This window comes from Sphingomonas sp. BK069, assembly GCF_014193405.1.
Classification (GTDB): Bacteria; Pseudomonadota; Alphaproteobacteria; order Sphingomonadales; family Sphingomonadaceae; genus Sphingomonas.
Genome location: NZ_JACHZH010000005.1, coordinates 285,016 through 304,933, shown reverse-complemented (window position 1 = coordinate 304,933; position 19,918 = coordinate 285,016). Strand labels below are relative to the sequence as shown.

At 70.3% G+C, this 19,918-nt stretch carries 13 protein-coding genes; 3 read left to right on the top strand and 10 right to left on the bottom strand.

Annotated features, from left to right (window positions below; translation table 11 throughout):
* Nucleotides 1-10 precede the first annotated feature (10 nt).
* The 3 genes from FHY02_RS16925 to fdhD form a co-directional block, all read right to left on the bottom strand.
* On the bottom strand, nt 11-2,917 hold the full coding sequence (locus FHY02_RS16925) for a TonB-dependent receptor (protein ID WP_183924305.1): 2,907 nt from the start codon (nt 2,915-2,917) through the stop codon (nt 11-13).
* 140 nt (nt 2,918-3,057) lie between these two features.
* A complete protein-coding gene (locus FHY02_RS16920) occupies nt 3,058-5,322 on the bottom strand; it encodes an FdhF/YdeP family oxidoreductase (RefSeq protein WP_183924303.1) in 2,265 nt (754 codons plus the stop codon).
* Nucleotides 5,323-5,329: 7 nt separating this feature from the next.
* Nucleotides 5,330-6,100: a formate dehydrogenase accessory sulfurtransferase FdhD gene (gene fdhD, locus FHY02_RS16915; protein WP_183924301.1), complete on the bottom strand. Its 771-nt coding sequence runs from the start codon at nt 6,098-6,100 to the stop codon at nt 5,330-5,332.
* A 214-nt stretch (nt 6,101-6,314) separates the two neighbouring features.
* Between fdhD and FHY02_RS16910 the strand changes: the two genes are divergently transcribed.
* Nucleotides 6,315-6,494: a hypothetical protein gene (locus tag FHY02_RS16910; protein WP_183924299.1), complete on the top strand. Its 180-nt coding sequence runs from the start codon at nt 6,315-6,317 to the stop codon at nt 6,492-6,494.
* 61 nt (nt 6,495-6,555) lie between these two features.
* Here FHY02_RS16910 and FHY02_RS16905 read toward each other — a convergent pair whose 3' ends face one another.
* From FHY02_RS16905 to FHY02_RS16875, 7 genes are all read right to left on the bottom strand, one after another.
* On the bottom strand, nt 6,556-7,143 hold the full coding sequence (locus FHY02_RS16905) for a DUF1989 domain-containing protein (protein ID WP_183924297.1): 588 nt from the start codon (nt 7,141-7,143) through the stop codon (nt 6,556-6,558).
* Nucleotides 7,140-7,853: a guanitoxin biosynthesis heme-dependent pre-guanitoxin N-hydroxylase GntA gene (gntA, locus tag FHY02_RS16900; protein ID WP_183924295.1), complete on the bottom strand. Its 714-nt coding sequence runs from the start codon at nt 7,851-7,853 to the stop codon at nt 7,140-7,142. Before gntA ends, FHY02_RS16905 begins: the two co-directional genes overlap by 4 nt.
* A gap of 292 nt (nt 7,854-8,145) precedes the next feature.
* Entirely contained in the window at nt 8,146-9,201 is a 1,056-nt protein-coding gene (locus FHY02_RS16895; RefSeq protein WP_260158646.1) for a YdiY family protein, read from the bottom strand.
* Nucleotides 9,202-9,642: 441 nt separating this feature from the next.
* A complete protein-coding gene (locus tag FHY02_RS16890; protein WP_260172955.1) occupies nt 9,643-12,777 on the bottom strand; it encodes a TonB-dependent siderophore receptor in 3,135 nt (1,044 codons plus the stop codon).
* A gap of 203 nt (nt 12,778-12,980) precedes the next feature.
* Nucleotides 12,981-13,982, bottom strand: a complete 1,002-nt coding sequence (locus FHY02_RS16885) for an MBL fold metallo-hydrolase (protein WP_183924293.1) — start codon at nt 13,980-13,982, stop codon at nt 12,981-12,983.
* On the bottom strand, nt 13,979-16,264 hold the full coding sequence (locus FHY02_RS16880; RefSeq protein WP_183924291.1) for a PQQ-binding-like beta-propeller repeat protein: 2,286 nt from the start codon (nt 16,262-16,264) through the stop codon (nt 13,979-13,981). The genes FHY02_RS16885 and FHY02_RS16880 overlap by 4 nt, the downstream gene beginning before the upstream one ends.
* A 2-nt stretch (nt 16,265-16,266) precedes the next feature.
* Nucleotides 16,267-16,779, bottom strand: coding sequence for a CHRD domain-containing protein (locus FHY02_RS16875; protein ID WP_183924289.1), 513 nt, complete (start codon nt 16,777-16,779; stop codon nt 16,267-16,269).
* A 140-nt stretch (nt 16,780-16,919) separates the two neighbouring features.
* Between FHY02_RS16875 and FHY02_RS16870 the strand changes: the two genes are divergently transcribed.
* Both FHY02_RS16870 and FHY02_RS16865 read left to right on the top strand, forming a co-directional pair.
* Entirely contained in the window at nt 16,920-17,876 is a 957-nt protein-coding gene (locus FHY02_RS16870) for a cupin domain-containing protein (RefSeq protein ID WP_183924287.1), read from the top strand.
* A 23-nt stretch (nt 17,877-17,899) separates the two neighbouring features.
* The gene (locus FHY02_RS16865) at nt 17,900-19,903 is read left to right on the top strand and encodes a PQQ-binding-like beta-propeller repeat protein (protein ID WP_183924285.1); all 2,004 of its coding nucleotides are present in this window, start codon (nt 17,900-17,902) and stop codon (nt 19,901-19,903) included.
* Nucleotides 19,904-19,918 lie beyond the last annotated feature (15 nt).

Below are 19,918 nucleotides of genomic sequence, written 5' to 3'. Positions count from 1 at the left end.
CACCACCCCGTTAATAGAACAACTTCCGCAACGACAGCCGCACGGTGCGCCCGATCGGGTCGAGATAGCCCGGCTGGAAGCCGATCGGCACCTCGCCGGCCTGGTCGGTGACTCGCTGGCGCGTGTTGAACAGGTTGTCGAGCTGCAGACTGACGCGCGCGCCGCGCATCCAGGGGTGCGCGCGGACCCAGTCGATCCGGCCGCCCAGGTCGGCGAAGAGGCGCAGGTTGGCGGTGGCGATGCTGCCGAAGTCGAGCGTCTCCGGGGCTGCCGCGGTCCCGCCGTTGACGCGCGTCGCGCTCTGGTAATTGACCGAGATTCGCGCGCCGAGGCCGTTGTTGGTATAGCCGGCCTGGCCCTCGAGCTCGTGACGGGGCTGGCCGCCGGCGCTGCCGATCGCGTCGCCGTCGAGCAGGTTCAGCACCGGGCCGCTGTCCGCGACCGTCACCCGCTCGGTGAGATGCCAGGTGTGGTAAAGCGCGAACTGGAGCCGGCCGCCCGCCTGCGCGCCGCCGCCGCGTCCGAACCGCCCGAAGCCGCCCCCGCCCGGCCCGCCCCCGCCAGGCCCGCCGCCGCCCGGCCCGCCGCCAGCGCCCGCCGCGCCCGGCGCCGCGCCGCTGCCGCCGGGGGGCGGCGCGCCGTCGCCGCCGCGCGCGGCGCTGCCGTCGGGCCGGGTGCGGTCGCCCGCTCCCTCGCGGCCGCCGCCCTCGCCGCCGCGCCGCTCGCCCGGCGGGCGCATGCCGGCGAAGGGATTGGGCCCGGTGCCGGCGCGGAACGCCTCCAGCTCCTTCTGGATCTTCGACTTGAGCCGGAACGACAGGTTGACGCCGTAGCGCAGCTGCGACGTCTCGCGACGCGCGAAGTTGATCGGGCGCGTGTCGATGCGCAGCAGATTGCCCTCGGCGTCGCGCGTGTAGCGATCGGGGAAGGCCGCCTCGATCGCCGCGGTGGCGCTGGGGAAGCTGGCGATCGGGTCGTCGGTCGTCTGGCGGGTGTAGTCGGCGCGGAAGCGGATGTCGCGCGCGCTCCACGGCCTGACGTCGAGCCCGACCTTGAGCGCGTGGCGCTCGTCCCGCATCAGCAGCGGGTTGCCGCCGGTCACCGTCGTCACCGTCGCGGTGGTGCCGCGGACATAGTCGAACACGCGCACGCCGGGGGTCGACACCACCGGGTTGCCGAGCTGCGCCGCGGTCGGCGCCTCGGCCTGGTCGGTCACCGAGGCGAGCAGCCGCACCGCCTCGATCGGGCGCCAGTTCGCGCCATAGCCATAGGTCCACAAGGTGCCGAAGTCGGAGACGCGGTCCGCCGCGACATTGCCGTTGAGCGAGAGATTGCCGAGGAAGGCCAGCACGCCCTCGGCGCGGCTGGCGATCGGCAGGTCGAGGTTGAGCTGGGTCGAGGCCAGGTCGCGCCCGATGTCGGCCGCGACCGGCGTGCCGAAGCGCACCGAGCGGCTCGAGAAGTCGCTCGTCGAGGCGCCGATGCGCAGGCTGGCGTTGGCGTCGCCCGCGGGCAGCGCGAACAGCGGCCCGCTCGCCAGCGCGTCGAGCCCCGCGGTAGTCGCGGTCGAGCGCGCGCTGTTGTCGGCCGAGCGGCCGAGCGTGAGCGGGCCATAGGGGTTCGCCGCCGGATCGAGTGCGTCGAGCCGCGCCTGGAAGGCGGCGGTGTCGAGTCCGGTCTGGGTGACGGTGTCGCTGGTGTCGCGGTCGACGTTGCCGGTCAGCGACCAGCGCCACCGTCCCTTGTCGCCGTTGAGCGTGCCGCCGAGATGGAGCTGCGTCGTTTCGACCTGCTGCCTCAGCGGCGCGATCGAGTCGGAGGCGCGCGTCAGCGTCACCGGTACCGCGAAGGGCGAGAAGGGGCTGCCCACCGGCAGCGCGAGGTCGAGCTCGGCGAGGCCACGCAGCGACTCGGTGCGGCTGTGATCGACCGTGGCGTTGAGCGTCGCCGCGACGTTGCCGAAGATCGTCGTGGCGTAGGTGCCGTTGGCGGAGAAGGTGCGCTCCTGCGGCAGCAGCGTGCGATAGGCCGACTGGTCGGTGGTGTTGCGCGTCGCGCTGAACTCGCCGAGCAGCGGCGCGCGCGTGGCGGCGATTGCGGGAACGCCGAGCGAGGTGGCGGTGCCGAACAGCGGGTCGATCGCGACTCGTCCGCGGGTGGCGACATTGCCCCCGATCGCCGCGGTGTTGGGCGAGGGCAGGATGTCGCGCTCGGCCTCGGTGAGCGAGTCGGCGCGGTTATATTCGAGATGGAGGTTGATGCGGCCCTGCTCGCGGATACGCAGCAGGTCGAGCTCGCCGCCGGGCGCGTTGCGCCCGCCCTCGGTGGCGAGCCGGTCCTCGATTTCGGTGGTGACCGCGCGGAAGCGGCGGCGCAGCACGAAGTTCACCACGCGCTGGTCGGCGCGATAGCCGTATTTGAGCGCGACCTCCTCGGGCAGGATGTCGACGCGCGCGATCGCCTCGGTCGGCAGGTCGCGGATCTCCTGGAAGCCCGAGATCCGCCGACCGTTGAGCAGCACCACCGGGGCGCCGCCGGCGCCGCGGCCCGAGCGGGTCTGCGGGCTGAGCTCGTTGAGCAGCTCGGTCACCGAGCTGACGCCGTAGCTGCGGATGTCGGCGGGGGAGAGCTGCTCCTCGGGGGTGATGTCGCCGACCACCGCGCCGCGCTGGGTCCGGGCGCCGGTGACGACGATGTCGGCGGGTTCGTCCTCGTTCTCGGCGGGGGCGTCGGCCGGCGCGGTGGCGGGGGTGGCCTGGCTCGACTGAGCGGCGGTGGCGGCGCCGGGCGCTGGGGTGGCGGCGGCGCTGCCGGTCGGCGCGACCGTGCCGGGCAGGTCGCGCTGCGCCGGCTGCTGCGCCGCCGCGGGCGCGGCCATCGGGGCGGCGGACGCCAGCAGAAGGTAGATCACGCGCATCACTCGCTCCCTGCCGGCGATATCGGGCCGGACGAGCGCGCTACGGCGGGTTTGTCGCACAATTATGCCGGGCGGGGTTGATGTGGATGGTGTTGAGCGCGGCGGGATAACGATCCTCCCCTGAAAGGAGAGGATCTTCTCTACCCCACGATCCGCACCGGGACCGACTTGGCCGCGGGCACGTGGCTCTCCTCGGCGTGGTGCGCGAGCGCGATCAGCGGGTTGCACTCGGGATAATAGGCCGCGATGCAGCCCGGCGGCACGTCATATTCCACCACGATCAGGTCGCCGACGCGGCGCTCGTGATTGTCGCCCGCGTCGCTCGCCAGCGTCACCTTGGCACCCGCGGTGAGCCCGGCGCGCGCGATGTCGTCGCGGTTCATCAGCACCACCTGGCGCGTGCCGTTGATGCCGCGGAAACGGTCCGAATAGCCGTAGATCGTGGTGTTGAACTGGTCGTTCGAGCGCAGCGTCAGCAAGCGGTAGCGCCCGTCGCTGTCGGTGAAGCCGGTGGCGTTGAGCACGTCGGGCACCAGGAACTCGGCCTTGCCGCTCTCCGTCTCGAAGACGCGCTCGGCGGCCTTGTTGCCCTTCCAGAAGCCGCCCTTCTCCTCGCGCAGCCGCTCGTTGAAGCGCGCGAAGAAATGCGGGATGGCCTTGGCGATCTCGTCGCGCACCAGCGCATAGTCGCCGACCCAGGCGTCCCAGTCGATCGCGGGGTTGGGCGGGAGCAGCGCCTTGGCGATGCCCGCGACGATCGCTGGCTCGGAGAGAAGGTGCGGGCTCGCCGGGTCGACCTTGCCGAGCGACGGGTGGATCACGCTGGTCGAATCTTCCATCGTCACGCGCTGGGGGCCGCTCGCCTGCAGGTCGCGCTCGATCCGGCCGAGGCAGGGCAGCAGCCAGGTCTCGCCCGCGGCGGGGATGAGGTGGCTGCGGTTGAGCTTGGTGGCGATCTGCACCGAGAGATCCAGGTTCGCCCAACCCTCCTCGAGCAGCTCGGTCTCGGGCGCGGCGCGGACGAAATTGCCGCCGAGCGAGACGAACGCCTTCACCGTGCCGTCGATGACGCCGGCGCACGCCTCGACGGTGTCGAGCCCCTTCTCGGTCGGCGGATCGAAACCGTAGAGTTCCTTGAGCTTCTCGACCGGCGCGAGCTCGGTCTTCTCGGTGATGCCGACGGTGCGCTGGCCCTGGACGTTGCTGTGCCCGCGCACCGGACACGGCCCCGCGCCGGGCTTGCCGATGTTGCCGCGGAGCAGCAGCAGGTTGACCAGCATGCGGACGTTGTCGACGCCCTTGACGTGCTGGGTCAGGCCCATGCCGTAGATCGCCATCGTCGCGGTGGAGCGCGCATAGGCCTCGGCGGCCTGCTCGAGCGCGGCGCGGGTCAGCCCCGATTCGCGCTCGATCTCGTCCCAGCCGGTCGCCCGCGCGCGCGCCTCGAAGGCGGCGTAATCGTGCGTGTGCGCCGTCACGAACTCGTGGTCGACATGGCCGTTCTCGATCACCCATTTGGCGATCCCCATCATCGCCGCGAGATCGCCGCCCGCCTTCACCTGGTGGTATTGCGTCGCGATCGGCGTCTCGCTGCGCGTCGCCATCTCGACCGGATTCTGCGGGTCGGTGAAGCGCTCCAGCCCGCGCTCGCGCAGGGGATTGAACACGATGATCTGCGCCCCGCGCTTGTGCACCGCGCGGAGCTGGTGGAGCATCCGCGGGCTGTTGGTGGCGACGTTCTGGCCGAAGTGCAGGATGCAGTCGGTGTGGTCGAAGTCTTCCAGCGTGGTGGTGCCGACCGGCACGCCGATCGCCGCCTTGAGCCCGACCGAGGTGGATTCATGGCACATGTTGGAGCTGTCGGGCAGGTTCTGGTTGCCGTACAGCCGCGCCATCAGCTGGTACATGTACGAGGTCTCGAGGCTGGCGCGGCCCGAGGCGTAGAACACCACCGAGCGCGGCGCGAGCGCCTTGAGCCGCGCCCCGATCGCGGCGAAGGCCTCCTCCCACGGCGCGACGACGTAGCGGTCGGTCGCGCGGTCGTACCTCATCGGGTGCGTCAGCCTTCCGGCTTCCTCCAGCCGATAGTCGCTCCAGCCGCGCAGTTCCGTCAGCGCATGGGCGCGGAAGAAGTCGGGGGTGACGCGCTGGCTGGTGATCTCCCAGGCGGTCGCCTTGGCGCCGTTCTCGCAGAATTCGGCGACGCTGGGCGGGTTGGGCTTGGACCAGGCGCAGCTGACGCACATGAAGCCGTCGGGCTTGTTCTGGCGCGTCAGCTCGGCGGTGGTGACCGCCACGTTCTTCTCGCGCGGGACGATGTCCGCCAGTGAGCGCATCGAGCCCCAGCCGCCCGCCGGGCCGTCATAGGGGGTGAAATCAGGGCGATCGTCGTGCTGCTTGGTCATGCGCGTCCTAACGCGTGGGATCCGAAAAGAGCACCGCATCCGAGCGCGCGAGCGAGACGAGCGTCAGCCCCGCCGCGGCGGCGCGGTCGAGCGCCAGGCTGGTCGCCGCCGACACCGTTACCAGCGTCGCGCAGCCCGCCAGCGCGGCCTTCTCGACCAGCTCGTAGGAGCAGCGCGACGACAGCAAAGCGAAGCCGTCGTCCCACGCCAGCCCGCCGCGCGCCATCGCGCCGATCAGCTTGTCGAAGGCATTGTGGCGGCCGACGTCCTCGCGCGCGAGCCGGATCGCACCCGCGGCATCGCACAGCATCGCGGCGTGCGCGGCACCGGTGGCGCGGTTGAGCGGCTGGTGATCGCGCATCGCCGCCAGCGCGGCGAAGATCGCCGTGGGCGCGACCGGTGCGCCGGTGACGTGCGGCAGCGCGCGGTGGACCGAGTCGAGATTGTCCATCCCGCACAGCCCGCACGAGCTGTCGCTGGCGCGGCGACGCACCCGGTCGGCCACCGCGGCGGCGCGCGCGGGCGGCACCGCGAGCCGGGCGATCACGCCCTGCGCGGTCTCGACGAGGTCCAGCTCCGCGATCTCGTCCGCCGCCGCGACGATCCGCTCGGACAGCGCGAAGCCGGTGGCGAAGTCGGCGAGGTCGTCGGGAGTCGCCATCATCACCGCATAGCCGAGGCCGTTGACCTCGATCGCCACCGGATGCTCGGCGATCACCGCGCGGCGATGCGGGGCGGCGGTGCCGTCGGCGGCGACGCGGCGGAAGTCACGGTCCATCGGCGATCCCATGCCGCAGCCGCCGGCGCGGCGCCAGCGCGCGGGCAGCGGCGCTCGGCCGCCGCGCGTCGTGTTGACCTAAGTAGTACTGATTCTTTTCGAGTCGCGTCGCTCTTTGTGACGAATGTTGGTGCATCGCGACCAGATGAGCGCACAATGCGAGGCGAGTCGCAGCGTACCGTGACAGAGTCCCCACACCGGGAGGGATCACGCGATGACCACGATGGACGATCTCGATTACTATCGCCGCCGCGCCGAGCAGGAGAGCGCGGCCGCGCGCCACGCGCGCGACGCGCCGATGCGACGTCTCCACCTCGACCTCGCCTCGCGCTACGCCGAACGCATCGCCGAGGCGGAACAGCGCGCGCCGACACCGCGGGCGGGGGTGAACTAAGCGGCGCGGTCGTCGTGCCCCGGCGAAGGCCGGGGAACACGAAGGGTCAGGCTTCCGCCGCTCACTCCACGCGATAATGGATCGGCTTGAAGCTGCCGCCGTTCGACGCTGGCGCGGAGCAGGCGGTGAGGCCGATGATCAGGTCCATCCGTGCCTCGAGCGTGAGATGGTCGCCGGCGCGGCTGGTCGGCGGAAGCACCTCCAGCTTCCCCGTCGCGCCGTCGACAGGCACGTTCATGAAGCAGTTGAACGCCACCGGGATCATGTCCTCGGTCACGCCGTACGGCGCGAGCGCCTCGGCGAGGTTGCCGAAGCAGCCGCGATGCGGCGGCAGCTCCGGGTAGAAATGGTGGAACGTGTCGTAGGAGCACGGCGTCAGCAGGAAGTCGTGCCGCCCGACGGTGTCCTCCACGATCGCCAGCATCGGGCGCGAGCGATTCGAGTAGAGCAGATGGCCGGCGGTGAGCCGGATCGTCTCGGCATAGTCGAAGGTGCGCCCCGAGGAGATCACCTCGCGCACGTCCTCGGCATTGTACGCCAGCAGGTCCGCCACCTGGACGCCGCGCGGGTCGATCACGGTGAGCCGCTGGCCCGCCAGCAGGCGGAAGGCGGTGCCGCTGCGCGGCGCGATCTCGATCGTCGCGCTCACGCGGGGTCGCTTCCGCCGGCATAATGGAACGGGCAGCGCCACGCCGAGTCGACCACGCGCCCGCTATACTGGCGCGCCTCGCTCAGCTCGCCGTGGCGCGCCAGCATCGGGTTGCGCGAGCCCGCGACTTTCTCGTCACGCACCATGATCGCCTCGCGCATCGTCTCGTAGCGACCGTCGGCGCGCAGCTGCTCGAACTGGTCGTGCAGGTTGAACACCATCGTCGGCCGCGCGAAACGCCGCGCCGGGCGCGAGGCGTTGGGGTGGAGGCCGACGACGAAAAAGGCCTCACCGCCGAAGCTCAGCGAGAAATGCGGGCTGTCGGGATCATGGCTGACGCGACCGTCGTAGGACTGGCCGCGCCACACGTCCTTGTCGGATAGCGACTGGATCCGCTCCCACAGCGCCGCCTCGAAGGTGGTCTCGTCGAGCACGTCAGGTCCCTCGAACACCACGGCATAGCTGCGGAACAGCGTCGGCTCGGCGCGATAGGCGGCGGCGAAGCGGACCAGCCCGTCGTGGATGCGCAGATCGTCCCACGCACTGTCGATGCGCGAGCAGGCGAGCACGTCCAGCGTCCCGCGCGCGAGCGCCGCCTTGGCGCCGACGCAGGGGAAGGATCGCTCGGCAACATGGCCGTGGAGCAGCGTCTCGAGCTCCTCCTGGGCCTGGTGCGTCCAGCGGAACAACGGTGTCTCGGGAGCAGGCATAGGGCCGAGGATACGGGTGGCGCCGATGAATCGTTCCGCCTAATCAAACTGATACGGATCAATGGGGGAGGTTTGGCGCGAAATGGCTGGTGCGCGGAACGGCCATGCGGGCGATCCAGAACTACCGCCCCGTCATCCCGGACTTGGTCCGGGATCCACTCTTCCGCGAGAGCGACGCGGTCTGAGTACGCGGCACGGTGGATCCCGGACCAAGTCCGGGATGACGGCAGGTAAGGTGATCAGGGTCGCCATACATATCGAGACCAACGAGGGACGTCGATACGAGCTTTCCTCAGAAACTATACACCAGCGACAATCGACTGAGCGTGTCGGTGCTGAGCCGTTCGTCGCGCGGCTCGCTCTCATATTGCACGGTGTAGGAGAATTTCGCCGAGAGCGGGCCGAGCAGCTTGGCCTCGAGCGCGCTGACGCTGCGCACCGTGCTGTTGTAATGTTCGAGATAGGCCGAGGCTTCCTGGCTCAGCCGCAGGCCGCCGATCAGCGTCCAGTTGAGATTCATGCTGCCGCGTGCGGCGAGGCTGCTCTGCATGAACTCGTCGGTGAAATCGGTCTGGCGGAAGGCGGGACCGGCCTCGAGGTCGAGCGTCAGCCCGGAGCGGCGGAACACGCCGTAGCCGGCCCCGACCGAGACCGCGTAGCGGCTGACATAGCCGAGGAAGCGATCCGACTCATAGCCGAGGTTGCCATAGATGTAGGCGCGGTCGCTGACCTTGTAATTGGGCTGGTAGCCGAAGGTGTAGCGCTCGCGGCTGGTGACGCCGTCGGTGCGCTGGAAGTCGGCCTGGCCGAGCAGCCGGTGGCGCCAGCGCAGCCCCTCGCGGGTGAGATCGGCCGAGCCGGTCAGCCCGGTGATGTTCGAGTTGCCGGTGGAGACGAACCCACCCGCCTCGACCTTGCCGGTCCACAGCTCGAACGCGCTGGCCTGCTGCAAGCGCTCGTCGTGCGCCCGCGCGCGCGCGGAGCGCCAGTCGCTCGCCTGTCGCAGCACCAGGTCGGCCGAGCCGGGATCGCCCGCGCGCGCGTATTTGACAATGGTGGCGACGCCGGCCTCGTCGTTGGCCGCGATCGCGGCGTCGAGCATGGCGCGGATCTCGGGCGGGATCGTCGGGCCGGGGATCTTCGCGAGGGTGACGCCGACGTCGCCGAGCGTCGGCGGCGGCACCTCGGGCTCGGGTGCCTCGACCACCACCGGGGGCAGTTCGAGCTCGGGCAGCCGCAGCGTGCCGCGCGCGCGCCGCGCCGCGCGGCGGCTTCTCGCCTGGGCGAGCGGCGCCGCCGCCGCGGCGGGGGCGGTGAGCGTGAGGGCAGAGAGCGTGAGCAGGATCATCGGTCGGGCGCGGTCGGTACGAGTGTCAGTCGCGTGCGATCACGCGTGCCGGGGCTGGGCTGACGTTCCGACCGACATTCATCTCTCACACTCCCGAGGCCTGCGGGCGGCATCGCGCGTCCGCGTCACGGCGCACTGGTGCGGGACCGACCAGGCAACGCCGATCTCCCTGCGACAGCGCAGCGCATAGAGCCGCTTGGTCGCGGGTGGAAGGGTGCGGCGCGCGCCGGCGCGACGAACTGCGCCAGGGCGAGAGGATCGTCCCGGCGCTCGCCGGATCATCCTGTCGGTCAGCCGCTGAGAGCGGAACGGCCGGCGACGGCCGCGCCGGCTGCCGGTGGGGGCGAGCTGAGCGCGGGGCCCCGTCACTGCAGACGCTTTCATAAAAAATGGCTCCCGAGGAAGGTCCTCGGGAGCCAGGGCAAGGCCAAGGGGAGCGGCCTAGAGGCTGAGGCGCAGGCCGAGCCGGAAGGTGCGGCCGAGCACGTCGTACAACACCGGGTTGAACCCGTACGTCACGCCGTTCTGCGGCGAGGGTTCGGGCGCCTTGTTGAAGAGATTGTCCACCTTGGCATAGGCGGAGATGCTCTTGCTGATGTTGAACGAGCCGCCGAGATCGACGTAGAGCGCGCCGGGCATCGTGTTGTCGCTGATCGTGGTGATGTTGCCGGTCGGATCCGGCGCCGGGCAGCTGCCCGGATCGCACTGGATATATTCGTTCGAGTAGACGCCGTCGGAGAACCAGCGCTCGGTCACCGACAGCGAGAAGTCGTCCGTGTCCCAGCTCTGGATCGCGAACACCTTCCAGTCGGGCACGTTGCCGCGGTTGTTGCCGGCCTGCTCGGTCGGGATCGTGCCGGGGAGGCCCGACGTCTCGGTGTAATGCAGCGTGCGCGTGGCGAGGCCGCGGATCGTGAAGGCGCCCGGCAGCCCGACGCCGCTGAGCGGGCGGCGATAGCTCGCCTCGATGTCGAAGCCGTTGGTGCGCACGCGCGCGAAGTTGAACAGCTGCTCGTTGACGAACAGCGGCCCGGCCGCGGCGTCGAGATTGAACGAGCCGCAGAACTGCGCGAGGTTCTGCAGGAAGCATTGGTTGATCGCCGACTGCCCGCTGAACGGCGTGATGATGCCTTCCACCTTGATGTTGTAATAGTCGAACGAGGCGCTGAAGCCCGGCAGGAAGCCGGCGGTGGTGCCGTCGAAGACGATGCCGCCGGTGGTGTTGCGCGAGGTCTCCGGCTTCAGCGCGGTGTTGCCGATCGTGTTCGACGGCGCCTGGACGAACTGCCCCGCGGTCGGCGAGCTGCCGGGCGCGCGCGGATCGAGGAAGGTGGCGTTGGCGAAGGTCGGCGTGCGGAACAGCTCGGAGAGGTTGGGCGCGCGCACGTCGCGCGAGGTCACGCCGCGCAGCTTGATGCCGGTGAGCGGCGTGTCCCACGTGCCGCCGACCTTCCAGCTCGTGATCCAGCCCGAGGTGCTGTAGCGCGTCTGGCGGACGCCCGCGTTGATGTTGGCGCGGCCGATCTGGTCCTCGTTCGAGATCGGGATGTCGAGCTCGAGGAAACCCTCGTGCACGTTGTAGCGACCGGTGCCGTTCTTGTAGTTGCCGGCGTACCAATTGCCGCCGGTCAGCGTGTTCTGCGTGGGATCGGCGGGATAGTCGGTGGTGTTCGGGTTCGCCGCGGTGACGCCGTTGCCGTACGGATCGGCCTTGGTGCGATACCATTCGCGGCGGTACTCGTAGCCGAAGGCGACCGACAGCGGACCCGCCCAGGTCGAGACCGGCTGGCCGTTGAAGCTGATCGCGCCCGCGTTCTGCGTCGACCAGGTGTGCTGATAGGGTCCGATCGCCGGCTTGACGTAGTTGAGCGCGGCCTCGGTCACGCCGCCGTCGCCGATGATGTTGAGCGGGACGCAGCCGGCGGCGCGCGCCGCCGCGTTGGCGCAGCCGATCGTGCCGTTGGGCAGCCGCACCGCCTGATAGGCCGCACGGAAGCGCGAGATGTTGAGCATGTTGTCGACGTGCAGGTCGGTGTAGTTGCGCCCGTACTCGTAGTAGGCGTCGTAGCTCCACTCGGTGCCGAGGCCGCGGAACTTGCCGTTGGCGCCGACGACGTAGCGCAGGTTGGTGCGCACCGGCTTGACCTCGATGAAGTCGCCGAGCTGCGCCAGCGCCGAGCCGTACTGGAACTGCGTGATGCCGGCGTTGGTGCAGGCCTGCTGGATCGACTGCGGCACGAACGGGTTGGCGTTGGCGTTGTTGAGGCCGCACTGGATCGTGAGGTTGGCCTGCTGCGCGTAGCCCGGGTTGGGCGAATTCTCCGAGCTGACGCGCGAGCCGTTGAACGTGAAGTAGATCTCGTTGTTGGGCGCGAAGTCGAAGCCGACGCGCGAGTAGTAATTGTAGCGCTCCAGCTTGGAGGCGAGGCTGGTGCCCGCGCCGACCACGCCGCTGGTGTCGCCGCCCGAGCAGAAGGAGGGCGTGCAGCCGGTCACGGCGCCGGTCCCGGTGGGCACGCCGTTCGAGCCGTACTGGAACTGATAGGGCTGGCCGTTGGCACCGAAGGCGGTGCCCTGGAGCGGGCCCGAGGTGATCAGGCCGAACTTCGAATATTGGTATTGCTGCGCGTTCTGGATGTAGAAAATGCGCGGCTGGCCCGCGGGCGTGTTGGTCACGCCGGTCTGCACGAACGCGGGCGAGTTGTACCAGTCGCGGCCGTTGGCGCCGACGATCCCGAACCCCGGGTTGGGCACGCCGCCCTGCCGGCCATATTCGGCGCTGACCACGACGTGGAGCCGGTCCTCGTAATAGCTGTTGCCCCAGGCCGCCTGGGCGGTGACGCCGGCGTCGTCGCCGTAGGTGGTGATGCTGCCCTGGAGGTTCGCCTTGAAGCCCTTGAAGCGCTTGTCGGTGATGAAGTTGACCACGCCGCCGACCGCGTCCGACCCGTAGGAGGCCGAGGCGCCGCCGTTGACCACGTCGACGCGCTGGACGAGCAATTGCGGGAACTGGCTGACGTCGGGCACGCCCGAGTAATTGGCGCCGACGAAGCGCTGCCCGTCGAGCAGCGTCAGCGTGCGGATCGCGCCCAGACCGCGCAGCGAGAAGGAGCTCAGTCCCTGGATGCCGCTCGACGTGCTGCCCACCGAGGTGGCGCGCCCGGTCGATCCCTGCAGCGAGGGCAGCTGCGTGACCGCGTTGAAGATGTTGGGCTGCGCCAGCCGCTGCAGGTCGGCCGCGCCGATCACCTGCGTCGGCGTGGGCGCGTTGAAACCGCTCGAGGTGATGCGCGAGCCGGTGACGATGATGTCGCTGCCGGGCTCGGCGGCGGGATCGGGCTGGTCGACCGTCGCCGCGCTGTCGGCGGTGGCGGGGTCGGCGCCCGACGGCGTCGCGGCGGCCGAACCGGGCTGGATCGTCGGGGACGGTGCGGTCTGCGCGGCCGGTTCAGTCTGCGCCTGCGCCTGCGCCGGCATCGTTAATGCCATCGCAAGCGCCGCCCCGCTCGCCGCCATCAGGGCGCTTCGGCGGCATGCCGCCAGGCCGTGCCTCAGCTCCATCTCGAACGCCATCATGTCCAGACCCCTCCTCCCGTCATGGGAGAGGCAGGTCGACACCCCGCGCGGCGCATCGGCGACCCGATCGGTCCGGCGGTTGTTCCGCTCGAACCTGCGCTGCCGGCCGGGCGTCGCCGACCTGATCCTCTCCGTCCGTCGAGTTGTCTGACAGATCTGGATCATTGTCGACAGAAAAGTTGCAGTGTGTGCACCGTCGTTTCTTACAACGGCTGCGGCTCACCGTTGCGCGCGATCCACAACCGCGTGCATTGCTCCTGCACCTGCATGTAGCGGCGGTAGCGATCGCGACCGAGCACGAAGGGATTGGTCTGACCGCCTCGCCGGTAGCGGAGCAGTTCGAGCCGCTCGAGTGCCTCGTAATGGAGCGGGTGGTTGCCGATCTGGCTATCCACTCCGGCCGCGCGGGTCAGCCCGATCCACCGCCGGATCGATCCGACCTGCGCCGCGCGCAGCTCGGGTGTCCAGGGCAGGCCCGAGCCGCCGTAGAAGCCGACCATGTGGCGTCGCCCGCGATCGTACACCGGGAAGATCGTCGAGAGCGTGCCGCGCGTGTGACCGGGGGTAACGTGGAAGCGGATCGGCACGCCGCCGATCACGCGCGACTCGCCGTCCGCCACCGCGATGTCGCGGCGCGGTGGCGGTCCCCAGCCGCGCACCGCGAGCCGCTGCGGCGACTGCATCTCGTCCCAGTCGGCGGCGGAGGCGATCACGCGCGCGCCATAGGTCTGCTGGAAATGCGCCGCGCCGCCGTAATGGTCGCCATGCGCGTGGCTGAGGATCACGTAGCGGACATCGCGCGGGTCGAGCCCCATCGCGCGCAGGTTGGGCTCGATCAGCGTGCGCGCCTCGTCGGCGTTGTTGAGCGAGTCGAACAGCACGATGCCGTCGCGCGTGCGCAGCGCCCAGGCCGAGACCGCCATCTGGCCGACCGAGAACAGCTCGTCGAACGCGGCGAAGGGCTCGACCATGCCGTTATATTGCTCGCCCTGCGTCCGCGGCTTGTAGCGCGCGTCGAGGATGCAGCGGTGCGCGAAGTCGACGAACAGGTCGTCGCGCGCGATCCGCCGCGCGGCGTCGAACGCGCGCGCCGCCGCGGCACGATCCTCCTTCGGGAAGGCGAGCGGGCGAGGATAGTCAACCGCGCTGGATGTCGGGGCGGGGGTGACGGCGAGCAGCGTGGCGAGCCAGGCGGTGAGGGTCATTTCTCCTCCGGCAGCCCGAAGACATAGACAGCGTAGCCGGTGATCGGGCGATGCACCTCGGTCAGCATCGTCCCCGGCTTGAGCTGCGGGCTGCCACCGCCCAGCGCGGTGGTGACCGCGACATATTGCCGCCCGTCGACCGCGAAGGAGACGGGGAAGCCCTGCACCGTGGTGCCCAGCCGCGTCTTCCACAATGTCTCGCCGGTGCGGACGTCGACCGCGCGGAACACGCGGTCGAAGTCACCGACGAAGGCGAGGTTGCCCGCGGTCGACACCACCGAGGTGAGGAAGGGCGCGCGCTGCTGCACGGTCCACAGCGGCGCACGGTCGCGCGCGCGGTAGGCGGACAGCCGACCCAGATTGCCGCCGGTGCCGGGCATCTCGTAATAGACCTGGCTGCCGTTGCCGAGCATCAGCACGCAGCTCTGGCTGAGCGGGATCACCAGCGCGTCGCTCGGCTGGTGATAGCTCATCGCCTGCCAATTGTGCCCGCCCTCCGGGCCGGGGCACGAGGCGAGCCACTGGTCGGACTGCTGCTTCACCACGTCGTCACGGTAGCTCGGCCGGCCGGTCACCGGGTCGATCCGCGTGAAGACGTTCTGGAACACGGTCTCGGTCGCGCCGAGGAACTTGCCGCTGGCGCGGTCGAGCTGCCACAGGATGCCGGTCTTGCCGATCGTGTAGAGCGACTTGCGCGCACCGTGATCGACCAGCACGCGCTCGAACACCTCGTCGAGGTCGAACGTCTCACCGGGGGCGTGGTTGAACCACCAGCGCAGCTTGCCCGTGCCGGGGTCGAGCGCGAGCGTGGAGTTGGCGTAATCGGTCGCTCCCGTGGCGGAGCCGCGCTCGTCGCGGCGCCACGGCTTGCCCTGCGCGGTGCCCCAGTAGGTGGTGTCGAGCGCGGGATCGTAGGTGCCCGCGATCCAGGTCTCCGATCCCTTGCGCTCGTCGTCGGGCAGCGCCCCCCAGCTGTCGCCGCCGGGCTGGCCGGTCAGCGCGACGGTGGTGAAGGTCCAGTCGCGCTTCCCCGTCGCGGCGTCGTAGGCGCTGATATAGCAATGGTCGGGCGTGCCCTTGCGCCCGCAGTTCGTCATGCCGACGATCACCTTGCCCTTGATGATGATCAGCCCGCCGGTGGAACGGCCGACGCCGGGCTTCTCGTCGGTGATGTGCGTCTTCCAGACTTCTTCGCCGCTGCGCGCGTCGAGCGCATAGACCCAGCCCTCGGGCGTGTTGACGTAGAGGTTGGTGCCCCACAGCCCCATCGCGCGCGTCTCCACCGAGGACGGGCCTGGCCCGGCGCTGGTGGGGAAGGGGCCGAGCCGGTTCTCCCACAACAGCTCGCCGTCGCGCGCGTCGAGCGCCTGGATGACGTTGCCGACGCCCCACATGTACATGATGCCGTCGTGGACGATGGGGGTGTCCTCCATCGTGCCGTTCTCGGGCATCGACCACATCCACTTGAGCTGGAGCCGCGCGACGTTCCCGGTGTCGATCTGCGCCAGCGGGCTGTAGCTCCACCCCTGGTAGTTGCGGCGGAACATCAGCCAGTCGCCCGGCGGCGGGTCGCGCAGCATCGCGTCGGTGACAGGGCGATAGCCGGCGATCGCTCCCCTGAGGCTCAGCCCCGGCTTGCTCGGCAGCACGAAGCGGCCGGGATCGGCGTACTTCACCTTCTGCCCCGGCGCGGCGAAGCCCGCCGAGGTGGCGGGGGCGGCCGCGCCGCCGGGGCCGTTGGCGGGGGCGGACTCCTTGGCACCGCCGATCTGCGCCTCCTGCGAAGCGGTGCTGCCGGCGGGCGCGCCGGTCGCGGCGGTGGACGGCGCGGCGGGGTCGGCGAAGGCGTCCGCGGGAGGCTTCCCGCTCGCTACCGCGCCGAGCAAGGTCGTCGCGCCGCGGTCGAGCGGCGTGTCGCCCGCGGGCGCGCCGTTGGCGTAGAGGATGTAGGCGACGATCGCGTCATAGGTCGCGTCGTCGAGGCTGGCGCCGCGGCCGTACGGCATCGAGGCGTGGATCTTGCTGTAGAGCGCCGCGACGGCGCGCTTGCCCCACACAGCGTTGAACGAGGCGCCGGTCAGCGCCGGCGCGTCGGTGGCGCCGGTAAGGTCGCTCTGGTGGCAGGCGGCGCATTGCTCGGCATAGGCGTTGCGCCCGGCGGCGACCTGCGCGCGGGTGAAGAAACCGCCGGGCTGCTGCGCGACCGCGATCGTGCCCGCGAGCGCGACACCGGCGGCGGCGAGCAGGAGCGCGGCGCGGGGGCGGAGGGCGAAGTGTCGCATGGTCAGCGCCGCGGCGTGTCGAGCTGCGGCAGGAACCAGGCGCCGCGCTGCGGCACGCCGGGGGTGGCGCGCGCGTGGGCGGGGAGCAGCCAGCCCCACAAGGTCCCCTTCGGCCCCCAGCTATAGCCCGGCGGCGCCTTCTCGCTGTCGATCTGGACGTACAGCCGCCCGGTGCGCAGCGCCGCGGCCTGTGCCTCGCTCAGCCGGTAGCGGCCAGCGATCGTCCCGTCGGTGTCGCCGCTCACCGTCAGCGCCAGCGCCTTTCTGCCCGGCACGCCGATCGCGGGGCCGATCAGCAGATGCGCCGCGGTGGCGCGCGACGGCAGCCCGCGGAAGCGGCCGCTGACGGTCAGCCGGGCGCCGTCGAGCCGCGCTTCCGCCTCGCCGCGGCCGGCGATCACCGCCTTGGTCTCGTCGTCGAGCGGCATCGGGCCGAGATCAGCCTGATAGTCGGCGGCGTGCGCCGAGGTGGCGAGGATCGCGGTCAACAGCAATCCCGCCAGCGTCCAGCGCATCCCGATCCTCCCCGCCACCCCGGCTCATCCTGCCGACGATCATCGTCAGTGTGCTTGACGTGATTTCAGATCGCATACAAGATTGCACCTGTCCATACAAACGGCGCGTCCACGTGCAGCGTCGCAAAAAGGAGAGTGGGATGAAAGGGTTGCTGTACCTGTGCGGCGCGCTCGCGGCGCTCGGCGGTGGCGTCGCGGCCTCTGCCCAATTCTCCGGGCGCGAGGATCCGATGCCGGTGACCCAGCCCAAGATGCCCGGCGAATATTGGGCGCCCAAGCCCACGCAGCCGACCGCTTACAGCGCCCCCAACAAGGTCCATTGGAAGCTCGCCGACATCCGCGCGGCGCATCGCGGCCAGAGCGACTGGGTCCATCCCGTCGTGCGCAACCCCGAGCAGGACGCGGACTACGTCTCGCTCGGCGCGGGCAAGAAGACCAAGCCGCGCTTCTTCGCCGACGATCGCATCATGTTCATCGTGTGGGACGGCAGCCTGCGCGTGACGATCGACGGCGCCGAGCCCTTCACCGCGACCAAGGGCTTCATGGTCAGCGTGCCGTTCCGCCACGTCTACTCGGTCGAGAATGTCGGGCAGCAGCCGGCCGTCTGGTTCGAGGTGCGCCAGGCCGGCACCGCGCCGCTCTATCCCGCCAGCGAGACCCCCGATCCGGTCAAGGGGCGCACCTATGTCAAGGTGACGGGCAACCCCGGCCCGGCGAAGGACCGCGACACGAACCCGATCTACGTCGACTTCTTCAAGACGATCGCGGTCGGCGACAAGCCGTACAACGGCAAGTTCGTGTGGGACGATCACTGGACCTCGAACATCCTGCGCGGCAAGGCCGCCGACGCGGTGCCGCCCGACACCAACAAGGGCCATTTCCACACCGAATGGACCGAGTTCTGGTTCATCATGGAAGGCAAGATCGGCTACAAGATCGAGGGCTATCCCTATTTCACCTCGGAGCCGGGTGACGTCGTGACCGCGGCGCGCGGGCGCTGGCACCGCGCCGGCAACGATCCCAGCGCGCCGATGTCGACCCGCATCCCGATCAACCCGCGCCCGATCATCCTGCACAACTTCGAGCCGGCGCACTGAGGCGGCCGGCAGGGGATCGCGCGATGCGCTTCACACGACGCGCGCTGCTGGCGCTGCCGCCGCTCACGCTGCTGGCGCTGCGCACGCCCCTCGCGGCGGCGCAGGTCAGCCCGCGGCGGCGCGCCCCCGGCGACACCGACTGGCGGCACTATGCCAACGATCTGGCGAGCACGCGCTACGCCGCGCTCGACCAGATCGACGCGACGAATTTCGACAGCCTCGAGGTGGCGTGGCGCTTCCGCACCGACTCGCTCGGCGCGCGCCCCGATTACCAGCTCGAGGCGACGCCGCTGGTGGTCAACGGCGTGATCTACTCCACCGCCGGGTCGCGCCGCGACGTGGTCGCGCTCGACGCCGCGACCGGCGAGCTGTTGTGGATCCATCGCGAGGATGAGGGCGAGCGCGCGCGCAAGGCACCGCGCCAGCTCTCCGGGCGCGGCGTCTCCTACTGGACCGACGGCACCGAGGAGCGGCTGCTCTACGTCACGATCGGCTACCGGCTGATCGCGCTCGACCCGCGCACCGGCCAGCGCGTCCCCGGCTTCGGCAGCGACGGCGCGGTCGATCTCAAGACCGAGTTCGACCAGGAGATCGACCTGATCGAGGGCGACGTCGGGCTCAACTCGACCCCGCTCGTCGCCAAGGACACGGTCGTGGTCGGTGCCGCGCATACCGCTGGCAACGTCCCCAGGACGCGCGACAACGTCCGCGGCTACGTGCGCGGCTACGACGCGCGCACCGGGCGACGGAAGTGGATCTTCCACACCATCCCGCGCCCCGGCGAGTTCGGCTACGACACGTGGCTCGACGGAACGGCGGCGATCGGCAACGCCGGCATGTGGTGCCAGATCTCGGCCGATCCCGCGCTCAACCTCGCCTATCTCGGCATCGAGCTGCCGACCGGCGACGTCGGCGGCCAGTATCGCCGCGGACCGGGGCTGTTCGGCGAGAGCATCGTCGCGGTCGACCTCGATAGCGGCGAGCGCAAGTGGCACTACCAGCTCGTCCACCACGGGCTGTGGGACTATGACATCCCCTGCGCCGCGATGCTGCTCGACGTGCCGGTGGGTGGGCGCGTGCGGCAGCTGCTCGCGCAGCCGACCAAGCAGGGCTTCCTCTACGTGCTCGACCGCGCCACGGGGAAGCCGATCTGGCCGATCCCCGAGCGCAAGGTGCCCAAGGGCGACGTGCCCGGCGAATGGTATGCGCCGACCCAGCCGATCCCGTCGCGTCCTGCGGCCTATGACGTCCAGGGTGTCGGCGACGAGGACCTGATCGACTTCACCCCGGAGTTGCGCGCCAAGGCGCTGGCGCTGGCGAAGAACTATCGCCGCGGCCCGCTCTTCACCCCGGCCTCGATGTTCGACCGGGAGGGCACCTGGGGCACGCTCACCGCGCCCAACCTGACCGGCGGCACCAACTGGCCCGGCGGTGGCGCCGATCCCGAGACGGGCGTGGTCTACGTCTATTCCAAGACCGTGGCCGACGTGATGAGCGAGCTGCCGAACGACGACCCGAAGCGATCCGACTTCGCGGTCATCAACGTGCGCGGCATGCCCGACGCGCCGCGCCGCGGCGACCACACCTATGGCGCGCTGACGGTGGAGGGGCTGCCGCTGCTCAAGCCTCCTTACGGAAGGATCACCGCGATCGACCTCCGGCGCGGCGCGCATCTGTGGCAGGTGGCGCACGGCGAGACCCCCGACACGGTGCGCAACCATCACAAGCTCAAGGGTCTGACCATCCCCAAGACGGGGCGCTCGGGCAACGTCGGGCCGCTGGTGACGAAGACGCTGGTGATCTGCGGCGAGCCCGGCGTCTTCACGCTGCCGGACGGGCGCCGCGGTGCGATGCTGTGCGCCTATGACAAGGCCAGCGGCGAGCAGAAGGGCGCGGTCTACATGCCCGCGGGCCAGACCGGCGCGCCGATGACCTACATGCTCGACCAGCGCCAGTACATCGTCATCGCGATCGGCGGCGGCGCGTACAGCAGCGAGCTGGTCGCCTTCCGTCTTCCCGCCGCGTGAGCGGCCATCCCCAGA

Bases quoted from the DNA above. Each gene is read 5' to 3' on its own strand.
- FHY02_RS16925 (WP_183924305.1), bottom strand. From the start codon at position 2,917: ATGCGCGTGATCTACCTTCTGCTGGCGTCCGCCGCCCCGATGGCCGCG.
- FHY02_RS16920 (WP_183924303.1), bottom strand. From the start codon at position 5,322: ATGACCAAGCAGCACGACGATCGCCCTGATTTCACCCCCTATGACGGC.
- fdhD (WP_183924301.1), bottom strand. From the start codon at position 6,100: ATGGACCGTGACTTCCGCCGCGTCGCCGCCGACGGCACCGCCGCCCCG.
- FHY02_RS16910 (WP_183924299.1), top strand. From the start codon at position 6,315: ATGACCACGATGGACGATCTCGATTACTATCGCCGCCGCGCCGAGCAG.
- gntA (WP_183924295.1), bottom strand. From the start codon at position 7,853: ATGCCTGCTCCCGAGACACCGTTGTTCCGCTGGACGCACCAGGCCCAG.
- FHY02_RS16895 (WP_260158646.1), bottom strand. From the start codon at position 9,201: ATGATCCTGCTCACGCTCTCTGCCCTCACGCTCACCGCCCCCGCCGCG.
- FHY02_RS16890 (WP_260172955.1), bottom strand. From the start codon at position 12,777: ATGATGGCGTTCGAGATGGAGCTGAGGCACGGCCTGGCGGCATGCCGC.
- FHY02_RS16885 (WP_183924293.1), bottom strand. From the start codon at position 13,982: ATGACCCTCACCGCCTGGCTCGCCACGCTGCTCGCCGTCACCCCCGCC.
- FHY02_RS16880 (WP_183924291.1), bottom strand. From the start codon at position 16,264: ATGCGACACTTCGCCCTCCGCCCCCGCGCCGCGCTCCTGCTCGCCGCC.
- FHY02_RS16875 (WP_183924289.1), bottom strand. From the start codon at position 16,779: ATGCGCTGGACGCTGGCGGGATTGCTGTTGACCGCGATCCTCGCCACC.
- FHY02_RS16870 (WP_183924287.1), top strand. From the start codon at position 16,920: ATGAAAGGGTTGCTGTACCTGTGCGGCGCGCTCGCGGCGCTCGGCGGT.
- FHY02_RS16865 (WP_183924285.1), top strand. From the start codon at position 17,900: ATGCGCTTCACACGACGCGCGCTGCTGGCGCTGCCGCCGCTCACGCTG.